The organism is Fodinibacter luteus, from assembly GCF_039541575.1.
Lineage (GTDB): Bacteria > Actinomycetota > Actinomycetes > Actinomycetales > Dermatophilaceae > Fodinibacter > Fodinibacter luteus.
Genome location: NZ_BAABGM010000012.1, coordinates 59,294 through 84,094, shown reverse-complemented (window position 1 = coordinate 84,094; position 24,801 = coordinate 59,294). Strand labels below are relative to the sequence as shown.

Genomic DNA, 24,801 nt, shown 5'->3' with positions numbered 1-24,801 from the left:
CGGATGCCGGTCAGGCGGCGGGCTCGTCCGCTCGCCGGCCGGTGCGCACCTCGACGCTGCTCCCCGACGCGCCCTTGTGGACGACGGCCTGGTGGGTGATCCGCGCGCGAAGGTCGGCGACGTGGCTCACGACCCCGACGGCCCGGCCGCCCTCGCGCAGGCCGTCGAGGACGGTGAGCACCTGCTCGAGGCTGTCCTCGTCGAGGCTGCCGAAGCCCTCGTCGATGAACAGAGTGCCCAGGTCGAGGCCACCGGCCTCCTCGCGGACGGCGTCGGCAAGGCCGAGGGCGAGGGCGAGGGAGGCCATGAACGACTCCCCGCCCGACAGGGTCGCGGTGTCGCGCACCCGGCCGGTCCACTGGTCGTGCACCCGAAGGCCCAGCCCGGACCGGGCCCCCCGCGCGGCGCGTTCGTCGGAGTGCTCGAGGACGTAGCGCCCCCCGCCCATGACGGCGAGCCGCTCGTTCGCGAGCGTCGCGACCTTCTCGAGCCGGGCGGCCAGCACGTAGGACGTGAGCCGCATCCGCAGCGTGTTGTCGGGACCGGTGCCGCTCGTCGTGTCGGCGAGGTCGCGCACCCTGGCGTCGTGCTCGGTCGCGGTGACCAGGGCCGTGCACGCGGTGTCGACGAGGGGCAGGAGGCGCTCGAGGGCGCGCAGGGTGCGGGCGGCGTCCTCCTGCGCGGCCGCGGCCGTGAGGAGCTCGTCGCGGGCGGCGCGCTCTGCGGCGCGCAGCGCCTCCAGGTCGGGGGGGTCGGCCACGAGGGCGGCGGCGACCTCGGGGTCCTCCGCGACGGCGCGGGCGGCGGAGGCGTCCTGGTCGTGGGTGGCGACGCGCGCCCGGAGGCGCGCGACCTCGTCATCGGGCAGCAGCGCCTCCCGGGCCCGGTCAGGGGCGTCGAAGCCGGCAGCCGACATCGCGGCGTCGAGGGCGGACTGCGCGGCACCGGCCCGGGTGCGGGCCGCAGCGAGCTCGGCCACCGCGGCCCGGTGGTCGTCAAGGAGCCGCGCGGCGCGGCTGTGCGCCGAGGGGTCGTCGCTGCCGCACGGGCACCCAGCGTGCTCGCGGCGGAGCTCGGCGACCTTGGTCGACGCGACCTCGTCGGCCCGGTCGAGCTCGAGCAGGAGCGCGGAGGCAGCCTCTGCGTGGGCCGTGGCGGCCGCGAGGGAGGCGAGGTGCTCGTCGACGGTGGCGTCGACGCCAGCGAGGCGGGACGTGAGGGCGCGGTGAGCGGCGGCGTCCTCCCGCGCCGCGGCCAGCCGGCTCAGGCCCTGGGCGACGTCGGCCTCGAGGGTGTCGCGGGACGCACCGCCGAGGGCGGCGTGCCTGGTCCGGGCACGTGTCGTGAGGGCCTCGGCCTCGGCGTCGACCGCGCGCAGCCCGGCGTCGGCCGCCTCGAGCCGGGCCTCGGCCGTGTCGAGGTCGCTCGGCAGCACCGGGTCGGACACCGTGGCGAGGTCCGGGTGCTCGGTGCCGCCGCACACCGGGCAGGGGTCGCCCTCGGCGAGGGACCGGGCGAGCTCGCCGGCCATCCCGTCGAGGCGGCGCTGACGCAGGTCGAGCAGCTCGCTGCGGCGGTCGAGGGCCGCCTCGCGCAGGGCCGAACGCCGCGGCGCCAGGGCCGCGGCCCGGGCGAGGTCGTCGTCGGCGGCGTCGAGCTGGGCGAGGCGCTCGCGGGTGGCGCTGAGCAGCAGCTCGAGCCCGGCGACCCGGCCGGCACCGGCGGCCCTGGCCTCGACCTCCGCGCGCAGGCCGTCGCGCTCGGTCGATGCCGTGTCGAGGTCGAGGCGCAGCTCGGCCGCCCGTGTGCGCAGCGCCTCGCACCGGGCCTCGAGCTCGGCCCGCCGGTGCGCCCGGGCGGAGGTGTCCTCGGCCTCGCGCGCGAGCGAGGCGACGGTCTCGTCGAGGTCGTGCAGCCGTCGCAGCAGCGGCCCGACCTCGCGGTCGGCCACGTCGGCGAGCGGGGTGGGTCGCAGCGCATCGCGGGTCGCGCCGGATCGTGCCCGGGCGGACGCCTCGTCGTCGACGGCCCGCTCGTGGGCGGCGAGGTGACCGGCGAGGGCCGCCGCCCGCTCCGCCGCCCCGAGGGCGGCCACGTGCCCGAGGTGGGTGGATCGAGCCGCCTCGAGCTCGAGGAGCCGGGTGCGGGCCCTCGTGCCGCGCACCCGGAGGTCGTCGAGGGAACGACCGGCGGCCAGCGCGTCGGCGGCGGCGCGCTCGGCGGTGGATGCCGTGTCGAACGCCGCCATCGTGGCGGTCACCCGGGCGTCGAGGTGCCGGGCGACCTCGCCGAGGTGGCCCGGCACGTCGGCCACCGGCAGGTCGGCGAGTGCGGGGACGGGGCGGTCGACCGGTGCGCCCGGCGGGAGGTCGGAAAGGACGGGGACGGAGAGGTCGGCCGGTGGGCCCGGCGGGAGGTCGACCGGTGCGGCCGCCGGGAGGTCGACCGGTGCGGCCGCCGGGAGGTCGGTGTGGGTCGGCCCCGCGTCGGCGAGGACGTCCTCGACACGGGCCAGCTCGGTCGCCAGGGCGGATCGCGCCTGCTCGAGGTCGGCCCCGGAGGCGCGCCGCGCCTCGGCGAGCCACGCCTCGACGTCGCTGAACGCGGAGATGTCGAAGAGGCGCTCGAGCACCTCGCGACGGTCCTCTGGCGTCGAGCGCAGGAACGCCGCGAACTCGCCCTGGGGGAGCAGGACGACCTTCGCGAACTGGTCCATGCCCATGCCGAGGACGTCCTTGACGACGTCGGCGACCTCGTCGTGGCGCGTGCTCACGGCCACCCACCGGCCGCCCAGGTGCTCCTCGAGGGTCACCGACGCCTGCACCTTGAGCAGCCCGGTGCCACGCTTCTTGGGCCGGTGGAACTCGGGGGAGCGGCGGATCCGGAACCGGCGGACCCCGGCGGTGAGCTCGAGCGTGACGCACGGCACGGCATCCGAGGCGGCGTGGTCGCTGCGCAGGCCGCGCTTGGAGCGCGAGCCCGGGACATCCGCGTAGAGCGCGAAGCAGATGGCGTCGAGCACGCTCGTCTTGCCCGACCCGGTCGGGCCGTGGATGAGGAACAGCCCCTCGGACGACAGGGCGTCGACGTCGACGACGACGTGCTCGGCGAAGGGGCCGAACGCCTCGATCTCGAGCCGGTGGACCCTCACGCGGCCCCCATACCGCTGGTGCGCGGACCCGCGTCGCGACGCACGACGCCCTCGTCGTCGGTGACCCGACGGGTGAGGCGAGAGGCCTCGACCGCAGCCGACAGCAGCTCGCGCTCGTCGTCGGTCGCGCCACGGCCGCCACGCACGTGCGCGAGGAAGTCGCAGCAGACGTCGACCTCGGAGGCGCTGCGCACCCGGGCGGCATAGGGCCGCAGCGGCACGGCGCGGCCCTCGGGTTCGAACCGCAGCTCGAGGGTGTGCGGGAAGCGGCGGCGCACCTGCTCCATGGCACCGACCGGACGGACGGCGTCGGTGAGCGTCACCTGGCACCACGCGCCCTCCGCAGCGCGGTGCGCGGGGTCGGCGAGCAGGGCGTCGAGGGCGCCGCGCAGCACGGCGAGGGGCCGCTCGACCGGGGCCTCGAGGTGTTCGACGACCGGCCCGCGCGCACCGAGCTCGACGAGCAGGCTGCCCTTGCGGTGCGCCGCCTCCGAGAACGACATCGCGACGGGCGAGCCGCTGTAGCGGACCCCCGGCGCGACCTCCTGGCGGCCGTGGAGGTGGCCGAGCGCGGTGTAGTCGGCCCCCGCGAAGACCTCGGGTGGGACGGCCGCGACACCACCCACCGAGATGTCGCGCTCGGACTCGCTCGTGACCCCGCCCACGACGAACGCGTGCGCCATGACCACGATGTGGCCACGTCGGCGCCCGGCGTCGACCCGCACGCGCTCCATGGCGGCGCGCAGCACCCCCGCGTGCGTGCGCTCGGCCGCGCCGAGGGCGTCCGCCGCGAGCGCCGGCTCGAGGTAGGGCAGGGCGTGCACCGCGGTGTCGCCGACGACGACCGGTCGGCCGACGTCGGCGAGCGTGGTGCGCAGGTGCACTCCGGCGCGCTCGAGGAGCCCGGCGGCGAACCCGAGCCGGGTGGCGGAGTCGTGGTTGCCGCTGCTCACGACGACCTGCGCCCCGGCGTCGACGAGCCGGACGAGCGTCTGCGAGAGCAGCTCGACGGTGTCGGGGGAGGGCATCGCCCGGTCGTAGACGTCGCCACTGACGAGCACGGCGTCGACCCGCTCGCGGCGCACGACGTCGACGAGGTGGTCGAGGTACCTCGCCTGGGCGCCGAGCAGCCCCACCTGGTGGAACGAGCGCCCCAGGTGCCAGTCGGAGGTGTGGATGAGCCGCACGGGTCCCACGCTAGGAGGTCCGTCCGACACGGCCCGTGACCGAAACGCGGGTTCCGGGTTCCACGTCGGCGCACGACGTGGTTGGGTGGCCGCATGGGAGCAGAGGTGCAGGCGCAGAGCTACACCCGCGAGGAGCGGCAGCGCTACCGCGAGAAGGTGCGCCAGAACCTCGACGTCTTCGAGCGGATGCTCAACACGAGCTCCTTCGAGTTCGACCGCCCCATGACCGGGCTCGAGATCGAGCTCAACCTCGTCGACGGTGACATGCAGCCGCACTTCCACAACGCGGAGGTGCTCGCCGCGATCGCGGACGAGGACTACCAGACCGAGCTCGCGCAGTACAACATCGAGCTCAACGTCCCCCCGCGGCCGCTCCCGGGCGACGCCGCGCTCGAGCTCGAGACCGAGCTGCGCGACAGCCTCAACCGGGCCGACCGCGCGGCCGGGCAGGTCGGCTCCAAGATCGTCGCGATCGGCATCCTGCCGACGATCATGCCCGAGCACTACGAGGGCGACTGGATCAGCCGCAACAACCGCTACACCGCCCTCAACGACTCGATCTTCGTCGCCCGTGGCGAGGACATCTACCTCGACATCGAGGGCCCCACCGGCGAGCGCGTGGCGACGTACTGCGACTCGATCGCCCCCGAGTCCGCGTGCACGTCGGTGCAGCTGCACCTGCAGGTCGCGCCCGCCGAGTTCGCCGCCCACTGGAACGCCGCCCAGGCGCTGTCGGCGCCGCAGGTCGCGCTCGCGGCCAACTCGCCGTTCTTCTTCGGCAAGCGGCTGCACGCCGAGACCCGCATCGAGCTGTTCAAGCAGGCCACCGACACCCGGCCGGTCGAGCTGAAGAACCAGGGGGTGCGCCCGCGGGTCTTCTTCGGCGAGCGGTGGATCACCTCGATCTTCGACCTGTTCGAGGAGAACGTCCGCTACTTCCCGACCCTGCTCGCCGAGACGAGCGACGAGGACCCCATGGCCAAGCTCGAGGCCGGGGTGGCCCCCGAGCTCAGCGAGCTGCGCCTGCACAACGGCACCGTCTACCGGTGGAACCGGCCGATCTACGACATCGTCGGCGGCACGCCGCACCTGCGCGTCGAGAACCGCGTCCTGCCCGCGGGCCCCACCATCGTCGACGTCCTCGCCAACGCCGCGTTCTACTACGGCTCGATCCGGATGCTCGCCCACGAGGACCGCCCGGTGTGGACGAAGATGAGCTTCGCCGCGTGCGAGGAGAACTTCCGTCGCGCGGCCCGCGACGGCATCGACGCGCGGCTCTACTGGCCGGGGTTCGGCGAGCTCTCCGCCGACGAGCTCGTGCTGCGCCACCTCCTCCCGCTCGCCCACGAGGGGCTGCGGCAGTGGGGGGTCTCGGATGCCGTGCGCGAGCGGTACCTCGGGGTCATCGAGGGGCGCTGCACGACCGGCGTCAACGGTGCGGAGTGGTCGACGCGCGCGGTCAAGGCCTTCGCGGACCGGGGCGTCGAGCGGCGTGAGGCCCTGCGTCGGATGCTCGAGCTGTACGCCGTGCACATGGACTCCAACGAGCCGGTCCACACCTGGCCGCTGCCCTGAGCCGGGTCGGTCACCGTCCGGTGTCGTTCCACGAGCGGATGGCCGGCACGCCGTGCTCGTGCTCGAGGACGCACAGCCCCCCGGCGTCGAGGAGCAGGTGCGCCGCGAACCGCGGCTCGCGGCGCAGGTAGGTCGCCGCGAGGACGCGCAGGAGGTGCCCGTGGGCGAAGAGGGCGACGTCGCGCGTCTCGAGCGGCCCGGCGACCCGCTCGAGCACCCGGGAGGTCCGTGCGGCCACCTCCTCGATCGTCTCGCCGGGCGTCTCTCCGGGCACGACCCCGTCGGCGATGACCCGCCAGCCGGGGTCGCCGAGCTCCTCGCGGATCTGCGCGGTCGTGCGTCCCTCGTGGGCGCCGTAGTCCCACTCGACGAGGTCGTCGTCCGCGACGGGGTCGAACCCGGCGAGCTCCGCCGTGCGCCGCGCGCGCACGAGGGGCGAGGACCGCACGACGGCGAGGTCGAACTCGTCCAGCCGGGCCCGCAGCCGCCGCGCGTCGCGCTCGCCGGCGGGCGTGAGCGGAACGTCGGTGCGGCCGGTGTGCCGGCCGGTGCGGCTCCACTCCGTCTCCCCGTGGCGGACGAGGACGAGGCGGCCCTGCGGCTCGGCTGCTGGAGGCATGCCCACCACTGTCGCACCCCGGTGCGAGGATGAGCGGCATGCCGTCCTACGTCGCGTTCCTACGGGCCGTCAACGTGGGCGGCCGGGTCGTGCGGATGGACGGGGTGCGGGCCGCCCTCGAGGATGCCGGTTTCACCGACGTCGCGACGCACATCCAGTCCGGCAACGTCTTCGTGCGCAGCGGCCGCCGGTCGACCGCAGCGGTCGCGGCCGAGGTGTCCAAGGTGCTCGGCGCGTTCGCGGGGTTCGACGTGCCGGCGATCGTCCGCACGCCCGCGCAGGTGCGCGCGGCGCTGTCGGCCGCCGACGGCATCCCCCCGATGCTCGAGCCGGGCGCACGGCGCTACCTCGCGTTCGCCGACGGCCCGGTGCCGGACGACGCGGCGACCACCCTCGATGCCTGGGACCGGCCCGGCGAGCGGGCCCGCGTCCTCGGTTCCGAGGTGCTCGCCGAGCTGACGATCGGCTTCCACCGGACCACGCTCACGAACGCCCGCATCGAGCGCATCACCGGGCGGACCACCACCTGGCGCGACCTGACCGTGGTGCGCGCCATCGACGACAGATGGGGTGCCTGATGGCGCAGGAGCAGCACGAGACCACGACCGGCGGCACGGGGCTCGGCCACCGCAGCGTGACGATGACCCGCACCGAGAGGGGCACCTACCTCGTGACGAACGCTCGGGGCGGCACGCTGAGCGTGGGCGGGGGAGGGGAGTCGTCCCTGTTCACCCCCGTCGAGCTGTTCCTCACGGCGATGGCGGCGTGCAGTGCCACCGATGTCGACTACATGACGAGCCGGATCGCCGAGCCGGTGCGCTTCGACGTCACGGCCGAGGGCGAGAAGCTGCGTGACGGCGTCGAGAACCACCTCGGCGACATCGAGGTGACCTTCACCGTGCGCTTCCCGGAGGGCGAGGACGGCGACCGGGCCCGGGCCCGGCTGCCCCGCTCGATCGAGCAGAGCCGCGACCGGTTGTGCACCGTGTCCCGCACCGTGCAGCGCGGCGCCCCCGTCGCGATGCGCGAGGCCTGACCCGCGCCGGGGAGGTGCCGGGAGCCACCCGGGGGCCGGAAGGAGCGAACGCCGTGGAGGCGTTCCTCGTGACGATGGGCGCGTGCCTCGTCCTCATCGTGCTCGTTCGCGGTGTTCCGGGTCTGCAGACCGTCGAGCTGTGGAACCGCGGCCTGCGCCGCTGAGGCGACCGGCCTAGGGTTGGCCCATGGCCCGCTACCTCGACGTGCACCCGGTCGACCCCCAGCCGCGCGCCATCGCGCAGGCGGTCGCGGTGCTGCGCGAGGGCGGGCTCATCGCGTACCCGACCGACTCGGGATACGCCCTCGGCGCGATGGTCGGCAACCAGGCGGGCAAGGACCGGATCCGTGAGATCCGCCGCCTCGACGACCGCCACCACTACACCCTCATCTGCCGTGACTTCGCCCAGCTCGGCCAGCTCGTCCACGTCGACAACTCGGTCTTCCGGGCCGTCAAGGCCTCGACGCCGGGTCCCTACACCTTCATCCTGCCGGCCACCCACGAGGTGCCACGCCGCCTGCAGCACCCGAGGAAGCGCACCGTCGGGGTGCGCATCCCCGACCACCCGGTCGTGCGCGCCCTGCTCGCCGAGCTCGGTGAGCCGCTGCTGTCGTCGACCCTCATCCTTCCCGGTGGCGCCGAGCCGATGACCGACGGCTGGCAGGTCAAGGAGGCCCTCGACCACCTCGTCGAGGTCGTCATCGACTCGGGCGAGTGCGGCACGGAGCCGACGACCGTCGTCGACTTCTCGAGCGGCGTCGCGGAGGTCGTGCGGGTCGGCTCGGGGGACCCCTCGCGCTTCGAGTGAGCACGAGGGGTCCCGCCGACCCCCGGGTGGTCGGATGCCGTCCCGTCAGCTGCCGTAGAGCGCGCGGATGCCGGCCCGGTCCTTGTCGGTCATGCTGAGGTCGTCGGACGAGCCGTTGCACTGGGGGTAGTGCATGATCGACGCCGAGTCGTAGGCCGTCAGCGGGCGCCAGTTGTTGTCCTCGAAGCAGGTGCCCGCCTCGGGCCGGGTGTGCTCGTGTCGGAAGCCCAGGGTGTGGCCGAGCTCGTGGGCCATGATGTTGGCCGGGGTCCAGGATCCGGCGCTGAAAAGGCTCCTGGCGTTGACGAGGATGTTGCGCGAGGACTTCGGGGTGCTCGGGAAGAACGCGCGGGCGATGTACTGCTGGGTCTTCGTCGGCTCGACCGAGAAGAGCACCGTGCTGTTGCGCACGGTGCAGCTGCCGTCCGCGCTGGGGACGTGGACGAAGTCCACCTTGCTCGAAGCGGCCTCCCACTGGCCCACGCCTGCGGTCATCGCCGACACGACGCGGCTGTAGTCGGTGCCGAACTTCGTGCTGACGCAGTACGTCAGGTTGAGCGCCTGCGGACCCGACCACTTGTCGTCCCGGCCCTGCACCGTGTTGACGATGAGGCCGTCGATCGCCGTGTCGGGCTCGGCGACCATCGTGTCGTAGAACTGGCGCAGCGCGCCCTGGCTCGTCGCCGGCTCGTCGCCGTTCACGACGTAGCCCTTGTCCTCGTCCTGGAAGGTGGAGGCGACGAACTCCTGGAACGTCGGCACGGTGCCGTCGCCGGTCGGCGCGGCTGAGGCGGTGGCCGCGAGCGCGGACGTCACGGCGAGGGTCGTCCCCGCGACCGCGGCGGCGGTGCGCGCGAGGGATCGGCTCATGAGGTGCTCCTTCGGGTCGGGCCCGGCCGGTGGAGTGGGACGGGCAACACCCGGTCACGCTAGGTCGGACCCGGCAAAGGGAGGGCAAAGCGGCGGTCAGGACTGTGCCGCTCCGGGTCAGGAGCGGGTCAGCCCTCGACGGCTCGGCGGAGCTCGTCGAGGACCCGTGAGTCGATGCCGCCCGGTGAGCGACGGTTCTCCAGGTTGGCCACCGACATCCATGCGTCGAGCGCGGCCTCGACGTCGGGACCGCCGTGCCCGAGGACGGTCAGGGCGGCGGCGACCTCTTCACGCAGCCCGTCGTCGAGGGGCAGGACGTCCTGCGGGGTGCCGAAGACGAGCGTGGCCAGCTCATGGAGGCGGGCCAGCTCGCGGGGTGCGTCCGGGTGGTCGTCGACCCGCAGGTCGGCGAGCACCCCGCACCCGTCGTAGCCCGCCCCCGGGGCGTGCGCGACGAGCGCCGCGCTCTGCCGGCCGCGGGAGTCGCCGCCGGCGGCATCCCCGGCGAGGAGGGCGGCGAGCAGGCGTGCGTCGAGGGGCTCGCCCGGTGAACCGAGCCAGGCCGCCTCCATCGCCTCGAGCACCTCGGGTCCGCCGAGCACGTTGCCCTGGATGGCGTAGGCGCAGCGGTCGTCGCCGGCGGCGATCCCCCCGGCATGGGGAAGGCACTGCACCCCGGTGTACGTCGCCGCCCCCGTGACCCCGACCGCACCCACCTGGCGCAGCGCCCGACCGTCGTCGGCTGCGACGGCCGCCTCGAGGGCGGTCGTGACGTCCGTGCCGACCCCGAGCGCGTCGAGGACCTCGTCGCGGTAGGCGAGCCGGGCGAGCGACTGGGTCGCGACCGCCCCGACGCCCGGGCGCACGGCCGGGACGATCGCGCCGACGGCGAGGAACCTGCTCGCGACGGCCACACCCCAGGCGTCGCCGTCGCGGGCGACGATGGAGAAGGTCATGGACGCGAGCGTAGACGCGCGGGTGCCGCAGCCGGCCCGGCCCGACCGCCCCCGCCGCCTCGGCGAAGGAGCACCATCACCTCGGTGTGCGGGGTCTGCGGGAACATGTCGAACACGCGCCCTGTCACCGGCTCCAGCGACGGCATCGCCGCCAGGTCGCGCGCCAGCGAGTCGACGTTGCAGCTGGAGTAGACGACGTGGCCGGCGGGAGAGACGTCGAGCCACGCGGCGAGGTCGGGCCCGAGTCCGCGCCGCGGGGGGTTGACGATCACGAGGTCGGGAGGGGGCGAGAGGACCGTCGTCGTGGCGTCACCGACGACGAAGGTGACCGGGCCGGCATCCGGCGCGTTCGAGCGCGCGGCACGGGCCGCGGCGACGGCCTCGGCGGACGTCTCGACGCCGACGACGCGACGACCCGGGGCCGCGGCGTGCACGGCGAAGCCGCCGACCCCGCAGTAGAGGTCCCAGACGACCTGGGGAGCGGCGTCCGCGACCCAGTCCCGGGCCTGGCGGTACAGCGCCGCGGCGACGGTCGTGTTGGTCTGGAAGAACGCGCCGGGCCCGAGCAGCAGGGTGGCGTCGCCGACCCGCATCGGCAGGTGGGTGCGAGGGGTCAGCGCCACCTCGGTGTCGCCCTCGAGCACGGCCTTGTGCTCGGGGTGGAGGTTCGCGGTGACCACTCGCACCGAGGGCAGGCCGGTGAGCAGGCGGGGGAGGGCGGCCCGCAGGTCGCCGAGATGGCGCTCGGACCGGAGCACGAAGCGCACGAGGTGCTCGCCGTCGGGGGAGTGCGTGATCAGGAGGTACTTCAGCTCGCCACGCCGGGCCGGCACGTCGTAGGGCTCGAGGCCGAGGTCGGCGACGAAGCGGTGCAGCGGGTCGAAGGTGGCGGCGAGCCCGGGTTCGTACAGCCCGCACCGGCGGAGGTCGACGCCGCGCCCGCGCTCGTCGAGGATGCCGAGGGTGGGGTTCCCGGGTCGGCCGCCGACGACGAGCTTGGCCTTGTTGCGGTAGTGGGAGGCGGGGCTGCGGGCCGGCTCGAGCCAGGCGAGCTGCGCGGCGACCGGGGCGAGCCGGCCGGCCACCCGATCCTGCTTGTCCGCCAGCTGCACCTCGTACGGCGTGCCCAGGAGCGTGCACGACCTGCAGCGGCCGGCGTCGAAGTAGTCGCACTCCATGGTGCCGCCAGCGTAGGCCGTGCGCTCGCCGCTGGTCGGGATGCCGCACGGGCACGTTTGCGGGACCGTGTGTCGGATACGCCGAGGGCATCGGATTCCGAAGGTGAGCATCGTGTATCGTCGCGGTATCCGTGGCTGTGCGCGTGCGACGACCAGCCGCCGGAGACCGACGCTAACCGACAGCCCACCCGAGGGTGGGGGAGGAGACGCCCGATGAGCCAGGACCTGCAGACCGGAGCCGCGCCGGCCCTGCCCGCGCACGACCCCGGCACCTACCGCCGCCTCCCGGCCTCGAGCCGGCCGGTCGACCCGGCCGTCGTCGAGCGGCTGCTCGCGGCGGAGTGGGAGCGCTTCACGTCGTGGTCGACGGGGTCGGGGGCGCACAACGAGCAGGCGAGCAGCACCCTGCCGCTCGGGGTCACGAGCTCGTTCCAGCACTGGGAGCCGTACCCGATCTCCATCGCGTCGGCGCGCGGTGCCTGGCTCACCGACGTCGACGGCAACCGCCTCCTCGACCTGTCGATGGGCTTCGGAGCCATGCTCGTCGGCCACCTCAACCCCCGGGTCGTCGAGCGGGTCACGCAGGCCCTCACCGACACGGGCACCCTCTTCGTCACCCCGTCGCCCCAGGCGACCGAGATGAGCGAGCGGTTCTGCGAGCGGTTCCAGCTCGACATGCTGCGGTTCACGAACTCGGGGACCGAGTCCCTCATGTACGCGATCAGGTGCGCCCGCGCCTACACCGGCCGCAAGGCCATCGTGAAGATCGAGGGCGGCTACCACGGCGGTTACGACGCCCTGCAGGTGTCGGTCAAGCCCGAGCTCGACGAGATCGGTCCGGCCGACGCCCCTGTGCCCCAGGTGCCCTTCGACGTCGAGGCGGGCACCGTCCACGTCGTCGCGTACAACGACCTCGGCCAGCTCAACCGGGTCCTCGACGAGCACGGCAGCGACATCGCGGCGCTCGTCGTCGAGCCGGTCATCGAGAACCTGTCGATCGTCGTGCCCGACGAGGGCTACCTCGAGGGGGTCCGGGCGGCCTGCGACGCGCACGGCGTCGTGCTCGTCTTCGACGAGGTCAAGACCGGTCTCACCGCCGGCTACGCCGGGGCCGCCCAGCGCCTCGGCGTGCGACCCGACCTCATCACCCTCGCCAAGTCGATCGGCGGCGGCCTGCCGCTCGCGGCGTTCGGCGGCCGGCGCGAGGTCATGGAGGTCGTCGTCGACGGGCGGATGGCGCACTTCGGCACCTACAACGGCAACCCCCTCGTCATGGCGGCGGCGCGGGCCGTCGACGAGATCTGCACCCACGAGGCGCTCGCGGCGGCCGAGGCGGTCAACGTCCGGGCCCTGCGGGCCATCGACGCCATCATCGACGAGTACGAGCTGCCCGCCCACACCGTCGGCCTCGGCGTCAAGGGCTGCGTCACGTGGTCGCCGACCCCGGTGCGCAACTACCGCGACTACAAGGCGACCGACTTCCGCCTCGCGGAGCTGTCCTGGCTGTGGGGGGTCAACCGCCACATCCTCACCCCGCCGGGACTCGACGAGCAGTGGCTCGTCTCCCTCGTCACGACCGACGAGGACATGTCGACCCTCGTCGAGGACTTCCGCCAGCTCGCCCAGGCGCTGCGCGCCTGAGGGGCGGGCTCGGCGTCAGAGGCGTGTCTCCCCAGGGTCGGGCGGGGGACCGGTGCACGGGCATCCGGTAGAAGAGCTGACATAATGTCGATTATCGGCGTTTGCGTACCGTGGGGAACTGCGGCGGACTCCGTCGTCGCCAATGACCGTCGTGGGTGACAATGGTCGGCCGGAGCGGGAACGCACGGCCGACCTCGAACGCTGACACGGATGCCGGTCGTCGGGTCGTCCCGGACCGGTGCCACGTCGCACCGGTGACGTCGCAGGCCCTGACCCGCCCGGGCCGGCGCGTCCGTCGACCAGCAGCCGTTCAGTCCGTCCATCGTCCGCAGTGAAGGAGCACCAGGGTGAGCGCGTCGTCCAAGGCCAAGGGTGGAGCCCGGGCCGGCCGGGCCAGGGCCGACGAGCTGCGCCTGGCGCAGCAGGCCAAGGAGCGAAGGACCCGGCTCATCCTCATCACGTCGGTCGCGACGGTCGTCCTGCTCATCGCCGGTGTCGTGGGCTTCACGGTGTGGCGCGACGTGTCGACCCGGCCGACGCTCGACGCGGTGAAGACCTACGACGTCACTCGGGAGCACACGACCGACCCGGTGACCTATGAGCAGACCCCGCCGGCCGGCGGCGACCACCACCCGGCCTGGCTCAACTGCGGTGTCTACACCGAGCCGGTCCCCGACGAGCTCGCCGTGCACTCGCTCGAGCATGGTGCGGTGTGGGTGACGTACCGACCCGACCTCCCGGCCGAGCAGGTGAAGGCGCTCACCGACGCCATCCCGGACACCTACATGGTGCTCTCCCCGCGTGACGGGCTGACCGCTCCGGTCGTCGCGAGCGCGTGGGGCGCCCAGCTCTCCCTCGACGGCCCCGCCGACCCCCGCCTCGAGGAGTTCGTCAAGAAGTACCGCCAGGGACCCCAGACGCCCGAACCGGGTGCTGCCTGCACCGGCGGGAGCGACGGCGAGCTCCCGACGACGTCCGGGTGAGCGGCGGGTCGGGCGAGGGCCCGGCCGAGGGCCACGCAGGCCACCCGGGCCGGCGGGTCGGCCTGCCCGGGCTCGTGGCCGTCGGCCTCGTCGCGCTGCTCGTGGGTGTCCTCGGCACCCTGTGGGTCGTCACGGCCCGTGGTTCCGCGCCCTCGGACTTCGGTGCCGACGCCGGGTTCGCCCGGGACATGCAGACCCACCACGCCCAGGCCGTCGAGATGGCGCTGCTCGTGCGCGACCGCTCTCGCGACGAGGAGCTGCGCACCGTGGCCTACGACATCCTCACGAGCCAGCAGCAGCAGGCCGGGCAGATGTACGGCTGGCTCGTGCAGTGGGGCCTGGACCAGACCGGGAGTCGGGAGCCGATGGCCTGGATCGGCGCCGAGCACGCCGATGCCCACGCCCGACCGGACGGGACGATGCCCGGCATGGCGACCCGGGCCCAGCTCGACGAGCTGCGGGCGGCCGACGGGGTCGAGGCGGAGCGCATCTTCCTGCGCCTCATGATCGAGCACCACGAGGGCGGGGTGGCGATGGCGCAGGCCGCGGTCGCGCAGGCCCGCACCACGGAGGTTCGCACCCTCGCGACCGCCATCGCCTCGGCCCAGTCCGCCGAGATCGCTCTCCTGCAACGGATGCTCGACGACCGCTCCTGACGGGCCGGGCCCCCGGTGGTCGGCCCCGCTCGCGCGACGGTGACGCCGGCGCTCACCCCGGCGGTCACGCCGCTCAACCGGCGGTGATGCCGGCGCTCGCCGCGGCGGTGACTCCGCCGCTCACCCCGGCGGTGGGCACCGGCGCAGCCGGCTCGCCTCCACCTCGTACCGGCTCGCGACCGACGCACCGGCCCGGAAGAAGCGCCGCCGGAGCGAGCCCTCGACCTCGACGTGGTCGTCGACGCCGCACCGCGCCGCCGCCCGGCGGCAGGCCGCCGACCAGCACGCGACGTCGATCGTGTCGACGGTGGCGCGCCGGGGGTCGCCACGCGCGCCGGCCTCGCCCGGCGACCTGCGGCGCCCGGACCGCGGCACGACGACGCGCAGGGTCACGACGACGTCGCCGCTCGGCAGCTCGCGCGGCTCCCCCCGGGCGGTGACCCGCCCGACGAGCCGCACCGAGTTGACATAATCCATCCCGTCCTCCTTCCGGACCGCTGGTCCGCGTGACACCCAGCGTCGTCGCGTCCCCGCGGTGTGTCGACGCCCTCCCCCGGCCTGTGGACGAGAGGACCCGCCGCGCAGCCGTGTGGACGACCTCCCATGGCCCGATCGGGTGATCTTGCGTCACATGGGGTGCGCGAGCGGCCCGGATGCGCCTATCGTGGCAAGCGGGCCGCGACGCAGGGACGTGGACCGGGCGCCTCGCGGGGCGTCACTGACAACGACACGAGAAGAGATCGTTCGTGCTCTGGGCACACAGGATGCGCATGGCGGGCGGCTCGGCTGCGCTCGCGGTCGCGCTGTCCGCGGTGCTGCCGACCGCCGTCGCCGCCCCGGCCGCGGCACCGACCCTCGGCTCGACCTCAGCGGCGGCGGTCGAGGCGCTGGAGCCGACGCCCACCCCGCCCGTCGAGCCCACGCCCGACCCCACCGTCGAGCCCACGCCCGACCCCACCGTCGAGCCGACGCCCGACCCCACCGTCGAGCCGACGCCCGACCCCACCGTCGAGCCGACGCCGGGGCCGACCACACCGCAGCCGACGGCGACGCGCACCCCCTCCCCCACGGCCACCCCCATCCCGCCCGCCAAGCCGGTGCGCCCGCCCGGCGCGCCGTCCTACGAGGCCCCGGCCGACTACTTCGTCCCCCTCTCCGGCGGGTTCCTCCGGTCCCAGATCGCCGAGGCCGACCGGATCACCGCCGCCCTGTCGGCGAGCACCTCCAAGGTGGCGATCGCCACCCGCGAGATGGACAAGCTCGCCGCGAAGTCCAACGCCCTCCTCGAGTCGCTCGCCGCCGCGCGCGAGACCGAGATCGGCGCGCAGCAGGAGGCCGCGCAGGCTCGCGCCGACCTCGCTGCCCTCGACGCCCGCCTGGCGGAGGCGCGTGCGATCGTGCGCGAGTGGGTCTTCCTCGTGTACTCCGGTGGCGCCGGGGGCTCCGACGTCGCGTACATGATCGAGGCCATGGCCTCCGACGTCGAGGACGTCGGCAACCCCCTCGGTGACCTGTCCTACCTCACCGACCAGCGCACCCGCGCCGTCGACGAGGTGCGCGTCCTCACCGCCGAGCAGGTGCGGCTGAGCTCGGTGCTCGACGCCGCCGCGAGCGAGGCCGCGGCCGCCACGCGCAGCATCAAGGACGACAGCTCGGCCCTCACCGACGTCGTCGACGAGCAGCGGGCCAAGGTCGACGAGCTGCGCGCGCTGCAGATCGCCGAGGTCGAGAAGGCCGGACCCGTCGCCGCCGTCCTCGTCGGGGCCCGCACCCCGGAGGCCAAGCGCGCCGCCCAGCGGCTGCGCGACGCGCTCAGGTCGGCGAACACCGAGCTGACCGACGTCGGCGAGCCCTGCACCGACGACACGACCGTCTACCCGAACGGCCTGTTCCCGGCATCCGCGCTGTGCCCGCTCTGGGGTGCGCCCGGCGAGATGCTGTCCCCGGCCGCGGCGGCCGCCTTCAACGCCCTGAGCAAGGCCTACGCCGCCCAGACCGGTGAACCGCTGTGCATCACCGACTCCTACCGCTCGCTCGCCGGACAGATCTCGGCCAAGGCCCGGCACGGTGCCTTCGCGGCGACGCCCGGCACGAGCCGGCACGGCCTGGGCCGGGCCCTCGACATGTGCGGGGGTGTCCAGGACTTCAGCTCGCCGGCCCACCGGTGGATGAAGCAGAACGGCCCGCTCTACGGCTGGTTCCACCCGTCGTGGGCCGCGGCCGGCGGGTCGCTGCCCGAGCCCTGGCACTTCGAGTTCGCCGGCTGACCCGGCGAGCGCGCGTCGCCCGCACCGCCCGCACCTGCCTCCACCGCCGTCACCCCACCCGGTGCTCGCCGTGCTCCTTGACCGGCAGCATGACGACGAACCCGGCGGCGAGGATGAGCACGATGCCGAGGATGCCCCAGTACTGCGTGTTCTCCTCGCCGGTGAGCAGCGCCCCGATCGCGATCGCGGCGCCGAACGCCGCCGGTGACAGGAACGACACGACGCGACCGGTCGTCGCGTAGAGGCCGAAGATCTCGCCGTTCTTGCCCTCCGGGATGAGCCGCGCGAGGAAGCTGCGCGACGCGGCCTGGGCCGGGCCCACGAAGACCGTCATGAGCAGGCCGAGCACCCAGAACGTCGTCGGCCCGCCGTCGTGGAGGACGAAGATCGCCAGGCCGAGGACGACGAGCGAGCCGAGCGAGATGAGGATGACCCGCTTCGGGCCGATCCGGTCGTCGAGCAGACCGAACCCCATCGTCGCGAAGCCGGCGACGATGTTCGCGGCGGCGCCGAAGACGATGACGTCCCCGGCGCTCAGCCCGAACGTCCCCGCCGCGAGGACGGCCCCGAAGGCGAAGACCCCGGCGAGACCGTCGCGGAACAGGGCCGAGGCGAGCAGGAAGTACACGGTGTGCCGCGACGTCGACCACAGCCCCCGGATCGAGGCCCACACGAGGCCGTAGGACGCCGCGACACCGACCCGCGGCAGTCGGGGCCGCTCCCGGTCGCGCAGCACGAGGAACGCCGGGATCGTGAACACGAGGGTCCACAGCCCGCACAGCAGCATCGACACCCGGATGTCCATCCCGTCGGCGTCGCTGACCCCGAACAGCCCGACCTCGGGCTGGATGAGCAGGAAGTACAGCGCGAGGAGCACGAGGATGCCGCCGAGGTACCCCATCCCCCAGCCGAAGCCGGACACCCGGCCCACGGTCCGCCCTGTCGCCACCTGGTCGATCGTGGCGTTGTAGTTGACCCCGGCGATCTCGGAGACGACCGAGCCGACGGCGAGCAGGCCCAGTCCGACCCACAGGAACGCCGGGTCGGGACGGACGACGTACAACGACGCCGAGAGCCCGGCGAGCAGCCAGGTCTGCAGGCGCAGGTTGCGCACGGTGCGACCGGTACGGTCCGAGTTCTGCCCCAGGACCGGGGCGAGGAGCGCGACGAACAGCCCGGCGACGGCGGTCGAGATGGCGAGGGCGGTCGACGTGGCGTTCGTCCCCCCGAAGCTCTCGCTCGTGATGTACACCGAGAACACGAACGTCGTGATGACCGTGTTGAACGGCTGCGACCCCCAGTCCCACATGCCCCACGCGAGGATGCGGCGCTTCGAGGTGGGTCCTGCGGCGTCGAGGGCGGTAGGGCCGGCGGCATCCGCGTCGGCAGGGACCGTGGGAGTCGTCACGCCGCAGACGCTAGCGACGCGGCGGGCCGGGGGGAACGCGCAACGCGGAGCGGACCGGCCCGCGTCGGCGACTCCTACCCGCGGGTAGGGGCCGCCGCACCCCGGCCCCGGGCTGGTGTGAGGGCACTCACACCCAACCCTCCACACCGGCCCGCGCGACCGGAACAACCCCACCCGTCCGGGCGTTGGACGCGCTAGACCCGGTCGGGGCGACCTGCCGTCCGGGACACCACGGACTGGGAGTACCCATGGCAGAACGTAGCCTGCGCGGCAGCCGACTCGGCGCCCTGAGCATGGAGACCGACGAGAACGTCGTCCCCAGCGAACGCACCATCACGACCTACCTGTGCCCGAACGGCCACACGATCAAGCTTCCGTTCTCCGTCGAGGCCGAGGTCCCCCACACCTGGGAGTGCCGCTGCGGCGCGGAGGCGAAGCTGCAGGGCGGCGGCCCCGAGCCCGACGCCAAGCCCGCCAAGCACGTGCGCACCCACTGGGACATGCTGCTCGAGCGCCGTTCCATCCCTGAGCTCGAGGAGCTCCTCGAGGAGCGGCTCACCCTGTTGCGCGAGTCGCGCGGCGAGCGGCCTCGCAAGCGCAAGTCGGCCTGACCGACCCCACACCGGATGCCGGGTACCCCATGAGGTGCCCGGCATCCGGCGTGTGGGTGGTCAGGGGTGGTCGGGGTCGACGACGTGGCCCTCGACGACCTCGCCCTCGACGACGTCGGGGCGGCCCCGGCGCGGCGGCGCGCTCGCTCCCCCGCTCGCCGGCCACTCCCCCATCGGCCCGAGGAGCCGCCGGGCGACGAGCGCCTCGAGCCAGGCCCGGGTCAACGGGCGGGTGAGCGGGAGGATGAAGAAGAAGCCGACGATGTCCGTGACGAACCCCGGCGTGAGCAGCAGCGTGCCGCCGATGAGCACGAGGGCGGCGTCCGCGAGCTGGCGGCTCGGCATCCTGCCGCTGCGCAGCGCCTCCTGGAGCGCCGTCCACGTCCGCGACCCCTCGCGCTTGACGATCCACGCCCCGAGGAGGGACTCGAGGAGGAGCAGCGCGAGTGTCTGCCACCCACCGATGACCCGCCCGACGGCGACGATCGCCGCGATCTCGATGATCGGCACGACGAGGAGCGCGAGGAAGATCCAGCGCAGCAGCCGCGGCCGCCGTCCGCGGGCGGCGTAGGGCGTGGCGCCGGTGCGGCTCACAGCTCGTGCCACCTCGGCTCGCGGGAGCCGACGAGGTCGCGCACCTGCCGGGCCCGGTGGCGCACCCCCCAGCTCGTGATGAGGCGCAGCGACTCGGTCATGATGTCGCGGCTCATCTTCGAGTCGCCCACCTCGCGCTCGACGAACGTGATCGGCACCTCGACGACGGTCAGCCCTGCCCTGACCGCCCGCCACGTGAGGTCGGTCTGGAAGCAGTACCCCTGCGAGGCGACGTCGGTGAGGCCCATCGTGCGCAGCGCGTCGGCTCGGTACACGCGGTACCCGGCGGTCGCGTCGTTGACCGGCATCCCGAGGAGCACCTTGACGTAGAGGTTGCCGCCCACCGACAGGGCCTTGCGGTGCAGCGGCCAGTTGACGACCGACCCGCCGCGCACCCACCGCGAGCCGATGACGGCATCCGCGTCGGTCGCCGCCGCGAGGAGGGCGGGCAGGTGCTCGGGGCGGTGCGAGCCGTCGGCGTCCATCTCGACGACCGCGTCGTAGCCCCGCGCGAGGGCCCACTCGAACCCGGCGAGGTACGCGGCGCCGAGGCCCTCCTTGCCCGCCCGGTGGATCACGTTGACCCGCGGGTCGGATGCCGCGAGCGCGTCGGCGACCGCGCCCGTGCCGTCGGGCGAGTCGTCGTCGAGGACGACGACGTCGACGTCGGGGACGACCTGGTGCAGCCGGCGCACGACGACGGGGAGGGTGTCGCGCTCGTTGTACGTCGGGATGAGGACGGCGACCCGCTCCAGGGGCGGTCGGGCGGTCTCAGGCAACGGTCAGGTCCTCGCGGGGTCGGTCGGCTGGTTCGAGAACCCTAACGCCCCGTGCGGCCCGCACGCTCCCGACGACGAGGCCGAGGAGGAGCGCCGTCGCGAGCCACTCGGGCACCTGGCCGAGGCGGTCGGCGGGGGTGGTCTCGGCCCGCACGACGGGGCGGGCGAGGCCCTGCTCGGCGGTGAACAGGCCGGTGCGGCCGCTCACGGACCCGTCGGGGGCGATGAACCCGGACACCCCCACGGTCGAGACGTGCACGACGGAGCGGCCGTGCTCGATGGCCCGGATGCGGGAGATCGCGAACTGCTGCTCGGACTCGTCCGTGAAGCCGAACGTCGCGTTGTTCGTCTGGACGACGAGCAGGGACTCGTCGTCACCGGCCTCGAGCACGCTGTCGCGCATCAGGCCGTCGTAGGCCACCTCGAAGCAGATCGTCGGCAGGGCCGCGTACGCGCCCCCTGCGGCCGGGACGGTGAACAGACCGATCTGCGAGCCGGCGACGAAGTTGCCCGCGAGGTCGACGGCGGGGCTGAACATCCGGAAGAACTCGCGGCTGGGCACGTACTCGGCGAAGGGCACCGGGTGCAGCTTGGTGTACCGCTGCGGGTAGGCGCCCTGCCCCTCGTAGAACAGCGACACGTTCGAGCTCGCGCCCTCCGGCTCGGCGAGGACCGCACCGATGAGCAGGGGCACCCCGGCCGCTTGGCGGGCCTGCTCGACCTGCGCGGCCGCGTCGGCGTTGCGCAGCGGGTCGATGTCCGAGGAGTTCTCCGGCCACACGACGAGGCTGAGGTCGTCGGGGGCCCGGGCCCCGAGCAGCTCGGTGCCGCGCACGTGGTTGTCGAGCACGGCCCGGCGCTCGGCGTTGAACTCCAGCCCGGCCCTCGGCACGTTGCCCTGGACGAAGCCCACCGCGACGGTGCGCCCCTCGACGGGCAGCGGGATCGCCACGGGGACGACGAGGGTGGCCGCGACGGCGAGCCCGGCCGGGACGAGCGCGGTGGCCCACTCCCCCTCGCCGGCGAGCGTCGCGGCGAGGAGCAGCAGCGTGCCGACGGCGGCCACAGCGAGGGTGACGCCCGGCGCGCCCAGCCACCGCGCCACGTGCGCGAGGGGGCCGTCGGCCTGGCTGAACGCGAGCCTGGCCCACGGGAAGCCGCCGTACGGGGTCGTGCTGCGCGCCCACTCCTGCACGACCCAGCCGAGCGGGATGAGCAGGTACGCGACGCGGCCGTGGCCCGCCGTGGTCAGGCGTCGGCCGGCGAACCCGACGACCCCGCTCATCGCCGCGACGTAGAGGGCCTGCAGCGTCGCGAGGGCGAGCCACGGGAGCGCGCCGACGTAGATGCCCGACCACGACAGCACCGGCACGAAGAACGCGAGCCCGGCGAGCAGGCCGAGGGCGGCACCGCGGCGGCCGCCCGCCGTCAGGGTCGCGCCGCCGAGGAGGGCGACCCCCACCGGGGCGAGCCACCACAGGTTCGCGCCGGGGAAGGCGAGCCACAGGCACAGGCCGGCGGCGACGGCGGCAGCCGGTCGCGCGACGTACCGAAGGGGTGTGGGCACCCGCCCACGGTAGGTCACCCTGCTGGGGGGACCACGACGACCCCGCGGGCGGTCGTCGCGACGACCGGCGGGTCGAGCACCTCGGCGGCGGACGCGCCGCGCTCCGGGGCGCCCCGGCCGACCACCCGCACCTCGAAGTCCATCTCCCTCGAGCGGGTGCCGACGCGCACGAGCGTCGCCGACACCTCGATGACGTCGCCCGCGCGGACCGGGGCGAGGAACTGCACGCTGGAGTAGGACGCGAACAGGCCCTCGTCGCCGTCGGTGCGGATGCACATCTCGGTCGCGACGTCGCCGAACGCGGCGAGCGAGTAGGCGCCGTCGACGAGGTTGCCGGCGTAGTGGGCGTGCGAGTACGGGACGTAGCGGCGGTGCGTCACGACCTGTCCGACCTCGGCGCGGGTGCGGCCGCTGCCCGTGCCGCCGGTTGCCGTGCTGGCCGGGTCCGGGGTCATCGCTGGGCTCCTCGGGGGTCGGGGTGGGTGCGCGCGGTGACGAGCGCGTGGACGAGGTAGGAGGCCACCTCGCCCGGGGTCGTGCCGCGTCCGAAGATCCGGTCGACGCCGAGCGCCGGCGCCGAGCCCTCCTCGAACCGCGGCCCGCCGACGACGAGCAGGGGCACCTGCCCGGCCGGGAAGGCCTCCCGGAAGGCCGCCGACATCGCCGTCGTGTTGTGGATGTGCGCGTCGCGCTGGGTGACGACCTGGGAGACGAGCACGGCATCGGCGCCGACCTCGCGCGCGGTGTTGACGAGGTCGGGCACGAGCACCTGGGCGCCGAGGTTGACCACCGTCATCTCCCGGTAGTACTCCAGGCCCTTCTCCCCGGCGAACCCCTTGATGTTGAGGATCGCGTCGATGCCGACCGTGTGTGCGTCGGTGCCGATGCAGGCCCCGACGACGACGAGCTTGCGCCGCAGCCGCTTGCGGATCTCGGCGTTGACGTCCTTCGAGGACAGCAGGGGGAACTCGCGCTCGGCGACGTGCACGTCGCGCAGGTCGACGAGGTGCTTGACCGAGCCGTAGACGACGAAGAAGGTGAAGTCGGGGCCCATGGCCTTCGCGTGGACGAGGAGCGCCGGCTCCAGGCCCATCTTGGCCGCGAGCTGCAGGGCGGCCCCCTCGGCACGCTTGTCGTGCGGCAGCGGGAGGGTGAACGAGGTCTGCACCATGCCGTCGCCCGTCGTGTCGCCGTAGGGGCGCACGAGCGGGCCGTGCGCCCGCAGGCTCTCGTCGCCCTCGACCGGGTGCTCCATGCGGCGCTGGGCGTCCTGGGCGTCGTGGAGGCGCATCATCGGGTGGCCCCTTCCTCGAGCATCGTCGTCGCGGGGTTGTCGTAGCCGTCGGCCGTGCGGACCACGCCGTCGAGGCCCTTGCCCTTGCTCGCGGGGCGACGCATCTGCCCGAACGTCCCGTCGGCGATCGCGGCGAGCAGGGGTGGGTCGCCCGCGGTGTCGGTGTCGTGGACGATCGCCTCGAGCAGGTCGACGGCCTCGCCGAGCACCTGTCGGGCCCGGGTCTGGATGAGCCCGTCCCGGGGCGGATGGAAGTCCTCGGTGAGCCCGCCCGCGGCGTCCATGACGTACCGCACGTTCTGCAGCGCGAGGTCGCGGTCGGACAGCCACGGGGTGACGACCGCCTCGGTCATCATCCCGACGAGGAGGATGCCCTGGCCGGTCATCGCCCCGACGAGGTTGAAGAACCCGTCGAGGAGGTAGCCGCGGAAGACGTCGCCGGTCATGTGCTTCGTCGGCGGCATCCACTTCAGCGGCGCGTCGGGGAAGAGCTGGCGGGCCAGCAGCGCGTGGGCGAGCTCGAGCCGGAAGCTGTCGGGGACCTCGGGGTTGATCTCGAAGGCGTGGCCGAGGCCGAGCTGCCAGTCCTGCAGGCCCGCCTCTTTGGCGAAGTACTCGTTGAGCAGCTGGCTCACCGTGACCGTGTGGGCCGCCTCGACGGCATCCGCGGTCGTGAGGTAGTTGTCCTCGCCGGTGTTGATGATGATGCCGGCGCGGGCGTGGACCTGGCGGCTGAAGCGCTGGTCGACGAAGGTGCGCACCGGGTTGATGTCGCGGAAGAGGATGCCGTACATCGAGTCGTTGAGCATCATGTCGAGCCGCTCGAGGCCGGCCAGGGCCGCGATCTCGGGCATGCACAGCCCGCTCGCGTAGTTCGTGAGCCGCACGTAGCGCCCGAGCTCCTTGCTCGAGTCGTCGAGCGCGGCCCGCATGAGGCGGAAGTTCTCCTGCGTGGCGTAGGTGCCCGCGTAGCCCTCACGGGTCGCCCCCTCGGGGACGAAGTCGAGCAGGCTCTGGCCGGTCGAGCGGATGACGGCGATGACGTCGGCCCCCTCGCGCGCCGCCTGCTGGGCCTGCGGGATGTCCTCGTGGATGTCACCGGTGGCGACGATGAGGTAGATCCACGGGGTGCGGGCGGGGTTCCCGTGGCGACGCACGAGGCGGTCGCGGGTGGCCCGCTGCCGGTCGATGGTGCGGATGCCACGGGCCAGGGCCGTGCGGGCGGCCTTGCGGGCCGCCGTGGCGTCCCGTCCCTCGGGGAGGCGGAACGACACCGACCCGCTCGACGCCTTCTGGGCGAGGGTCAGCAGGTCGGGGGCCTCGTCGCGGCGCAGGGCGTCCCAGACGGGCGTCGTGACCCCGTGCTCGAGGCCCGTGTCGGCCCGCACCGCGTCGACGAGGTGGTTGACCCACGGGACGCCCTCGTGGTCGGCCCCGGACAGCCCGGCGAGGCGCAGCGTGGCGCGCTCGACCGAGACGGTCGTGTGGCTGCGGGCGAGGTCGACGACCGGTTTCCCGGCCCGCCGCGCGAGGGTGCGGGCCCGGCGGACGGTCGAAGGGTCGAGGTCGAGGAGCCGGCGCGCACGTGAAGACACGAGGCCAATCTACCAACAATCGCGCA

At 73.9% G+C, this 24,801-nt stretch carries 23 protein-coding genes; 9 read left to right on the top strand and 14 right to left on the bottom strand.

Annotated features, from left to right (window positions below):
- Positions 1-10 precede the first annotated feature (10 nt).
- Both ABD899_RS09520 and ABD899_RS09515 read right to left on the bottom strand, forming a co-directional pair.
- On the bottom strand, positions 11-3,151 hold the full coding sequence (locus ABD899_RS09520; RefSeq protein ID WP_345205059.1) for an AAA family ATPase: 3,141 nt from the start codon (positions 3,149-3,151) through the stop codon (positions 11-13).
- Positions 3,148-4,338: an exonuclease SbcCD subunit D gene (locus ABD899_RS09515; RefSeq protein ID WP_345205057.1), complete on the bottom strand. Its 1,191-nt coding sequence runs from the start codon at positions 4,336-4,338 to the stop codon at positions 3,148-3,150. Before ABD899_RS09515 ends, ABD899_RS09520 begins: the two co-directional genes overlap by 4 nt.
- A gap of 93 nt (positions 4,339-4,431) precedes the next feature.
- Here ABD899_RS09515 and ABD899_RS09510 point away from each other — a divergent pair, with 93 nt between their 5' ends.
- Positions 4,432-5,913 (top strand): glutamate-cysteine ligase family protein, encoded by a 1,482-nt coding sequence (locus ABD899_RS09510; protein WP_345205054.1) that lies wholly within the window; start codon positions 4,432-4,434, stop codon positions 5,911-5,913.
- Positions 5,914-5,923: 10 nt separating this feature from the next.
- Here the strand turns inward: ABD899_RS09510 and ABD899_RS09505 are convergent, their stop codons facing one another.
- Positions 5,924-6,532, bottom strand: coding sequence for a histidine phosphatase family protein (locus tag ABD899_RS09505; protein ID WP_345205051.1), 609 nt, complete (start codon positions 6,530-6,532; stop codon positions 5,924-5,926).
- 38 nt (positions 6,533-6,570) lie between these two features.
- Between ABD899_RS09505 and ABD899_RS09500 the strand changes: the two genes are divergently transcribed.
- From ABD899_RS09500 to ABD899_RS09490, 3 genes are all read left to right on the top strand, one after another.
- Complete coding sequence (locus ABD899_RS09500; protein ID WP_345205048.1) at positions 6,571-7,110, top strand: DUF1697 domain-containing protein; 540 nt, start codon at positions 6,571-6,573, stop codon at positions 7,108-7,110.
- Positions 7,110-7,568, top strand: coding sequence for an OsmC family protein (locus tag ABD899_RS09495; RefSeq protein WP_345205046.1), 459 nt, complete (start codon positions 7,110-7,112; stop codon positions 7,566-7,568). The genes ABD899_RS09500 and ABD899_RS09495 overlap by 1 nt, the downstream gene beginning before the upstream one ends.
- A 187-nt stretch (positions 7,569-7,755) precedes the next feature.
- Positions 7,756-8,376, top strand: a complete 621-nt coding sequence (locus ABD899_RS09490) for an L-threonylcarbamoyladenylate synthase (protein WP_345205044.1) — start codon at positions 7,756-7,758, stop codon at positions 8,374-8,376.
- Between the two features lie 45 nt (positions 8,377-8,421).
- On the opposite strand, the gene ABD899_RS09485 is transcribed toward ABD899_RS09490, so the two are convergent.
- From ABD899_RS09485 to ABD899_RS09475, 3 genes are all read right to left on the bottom strand, one after another.
- On the bottom strand, positions 8,422-9,246 hold the full coding sequence (locus ABD899_RS09485; RefSeq protein WP_345205041.1) for a M57 family metalloprotease: 825 nt from the start codon (positions 9,244-9,246) through the stop codon (positions 8,422-8,424).
- Between the two features lie 128 nt (positions 9,247-9,374).
- Positions 9,375-10,202, bottom strand: a complete 828-nt coding sequence (locus tag ABD899_RS09480; protein ID WP_345205038.1) for a DUF1028 domain-containing protein — start codon at positions 10,200-10,202, stop codon at positions 9,375-9,377.
- Positions 10,199-11,380, bottom strand: coding sequence for a methyltransferase domain-containing protein (locus ABD899_RS09475; RefSeq protein ID WP_345205035.1), 1,182 nt, complete (start codon positions 11,378-11,380; stop codon positions 10,199-10,201). The genes ABD899_RS09480 and ABD899_RS09475 overlap by 4 nt, the downstream gene beginning before the upstream one ends.
- Positions 11,381-11,593: 213 nt before the next feature.
- Here ABD899_RS09475 and ABD899_RS09470 point away from each other — a divergent pair, with 213 nt between their 5' ends.
- The 3 genes from ABD899_RS09470 to ABD899_RS09460 all read left to right on the top strand — a co-directional run bounded on the left by ABD899_RS09470 (position 11,594) and on the right by ABD899_RS09460 (position 14,660).
- Entirely contained in the window at positions 11,594-13,021 is a 1,428-nt protein-coding gene (locus ABD899_RS09470; protein WP_345205033.1) for an aspartate aminotransferase family protein, read from the top strand.
- Between the two features lie 347 nt (positions 13,022-13,368).
- The gene (locus ABD899_RS09465; RefSeq protein WP_345205030.1) at positions 13,369-14,004 is read left to right on the top strand and encodes a thioredoxin-like domain-containing protein; all 636 of its coding nucleotides are present in this window, start codon (positions 13,369-13,371) and stop codon (positions 14,002-14,004) included.
- The gene (locus tag ABD899_RS09460; RefSeq protein ID WP_345205027.1) at positions 14,001-14,660 is read left to right on the top strand and encodes a DUF305 domain-containing protein; all 660 of its coding nucleotides are present in this window, start codon (positions 14,001-14,003) and stop codon (positions 14,658-14,660) included. Before ABD899_RS09465 ends, ABD899_RS09460 begins: the two co-directional genes overlap by 4 nt.
- 120 nt (positions 14,661-14,780) lie before the next feature.
- Here the strand turns inward: ABD899_RS09460 and ABD899_RS09455 are convergent, their stop codons facing one another.
- Positions 14,781-15,137, bottom strand: coding sequence for a single-stranded DNA-binding protein (locus ABD899_RS09455; RefSeq protein WP_345205024.1), 357 nt, complete (start codon positions 15,135-15,137; stop codon positions 14,781-14,783).
- Between the two features lie 293 nt (positions 15,138-15,430).
- Here ABD899_RS09455 and ABD899_RS09450 point away from each other — a divergent pair, with 293 nt between their 5' ends.
- Positions 15,431-16,927, top strand: coding sequence for a D-alanyl-D-alanine carboxypeptidase family protein (locus ABD899_RS09450; RefSeq protein WP_345205022.1), 1,497 nt, complete (start codon positions 15,431-15,433; stop codon positions 16,925-16,927).
- A gap of 49 nt (positions 16,928-16,976) precedes the next feature.
- Here the strand turns inward: ABD899_RS09450 and ABD899_RS09445 are convergent, their stop codons facing one another.
- Positions 16,977-18,335 carry an MFS transporter gene (locus ABD899_RS09445; RefSeq protein WP_345205020.1) on the bottom strand — a complete coding sequence of 453 codons (1,359 nt, stop codon included), beginning with the start codon at positions 18,333-18,335 and terminating at the stop codon, positions 16,977-16,979.
- Between the two features lie 248 nt (positions 18,336-18,583).
- On the opposite strand from ABD899_RS09445, the gene ABD899_RS09440 reads away from it, so the two are divergent.
- The gene (locus tag ABD899_RS09440) at positions 18,584-18,946 is read left to right on the top strand and encodes an RNA polymerase-binding protein RbpA (RefSeq protein ID WP_345205018.1); all 363 of its coding nucleotides are present in this window, start codon (positions 18,584-18,586) and stop codon (positions 18,944-18,946) included.
- Between the two features lie 60 nt (positions 18,947-19,006).
- On the opposite strand, the gene ABD899_RS09435 is transcribed toward ABD899_RS09440, so the two are convergent.
- The 6 genes from ABD899_RS09435 to kamD are packed head-to-tail and all read right to left on the bottom strand — an operon-like array spanning position 19,007 to position 24,775.
- Complete coding sequence (locus ABD899_RS09435; protein ID WP_345205016.1) at positions 19,007-19,540, bottom strand: FxsA family protein; 534 nt, start codon at positions 19,538-19,540, stop codon at positions 19,007-19,009.
- On the bottom strand, positions 19,537-20,319 hold the full coding sequence (locus ABD899_RS09430) for a polyprenol monophosphomannose synthase (protein WP_345205014.1): 783 nt from the start codon (positions 20,317-20,319) through the stop codon (positions 19,537-19,539). Before ABD899_RS09430 ends, ABD899_RS09435 begins: the two co-directional genes overlap by 4 nt.
- Positions 20,312-21,886 (bottom strand): apolipoprotein N-acyltransferase, encoded by a 1,575-nt coding sequence (gene lnt / locus ABD899_RS09425; protein WP_345205012.1) that lies wholly within the window; start codon positions 21,884-21,886, stop codon positions 20,312-20,314. The genes ABD899_RS09430 and lnt overlap by 8 nt, the downstream gene beginning before the upstream one ends.
- A gap of 14 nt (positions 21,887-21,900) precedes the next feature.
- Positions 21,901-22,341: a 3-aminobutyryl-CoA ammonia lyase gene (kal, locus tag ABD899_RS09420; protein ID WP_345205010.1), complete on the bottom strand. Its 441-nt coding sequence runs from the start codon at positions 22,339-22,341 to the stop codon at positions 21,901-21,903.
- Positions 22,338-23,180 carry a lysine 5,6-aminomutase subunit beta gene (gene kamE, locus ABD899_RS09415; protein ID WP_345205008.1) on the bottom strand — a complete coding sequence of 281 codons (843 nt, stop codon included), beginning with the start codon at positions 23,178-23,180 and terminating at the stop codon, positions 22,338-22,340. Before kamE ends, kal begins: the two co-directional genes overlap by 4 nt.
- Complete coding sequence (gene kamD / locus ABD899_RS09410) at positions 23,177-24,775, bottom strand: lysine 5,6-aminomutase subunit alpha (RefSeq protein WP_345205006.1); 1,599 nt, start codon at positions 24,773-24,775, stop codon at positions 23,177-23,179. The genes kamE and kamD overlap by 4 nt, the downstream gene beginning before the upstream one ends.
- Positions 24,776-24,801 lie beyond the last annotated feature (26 nt).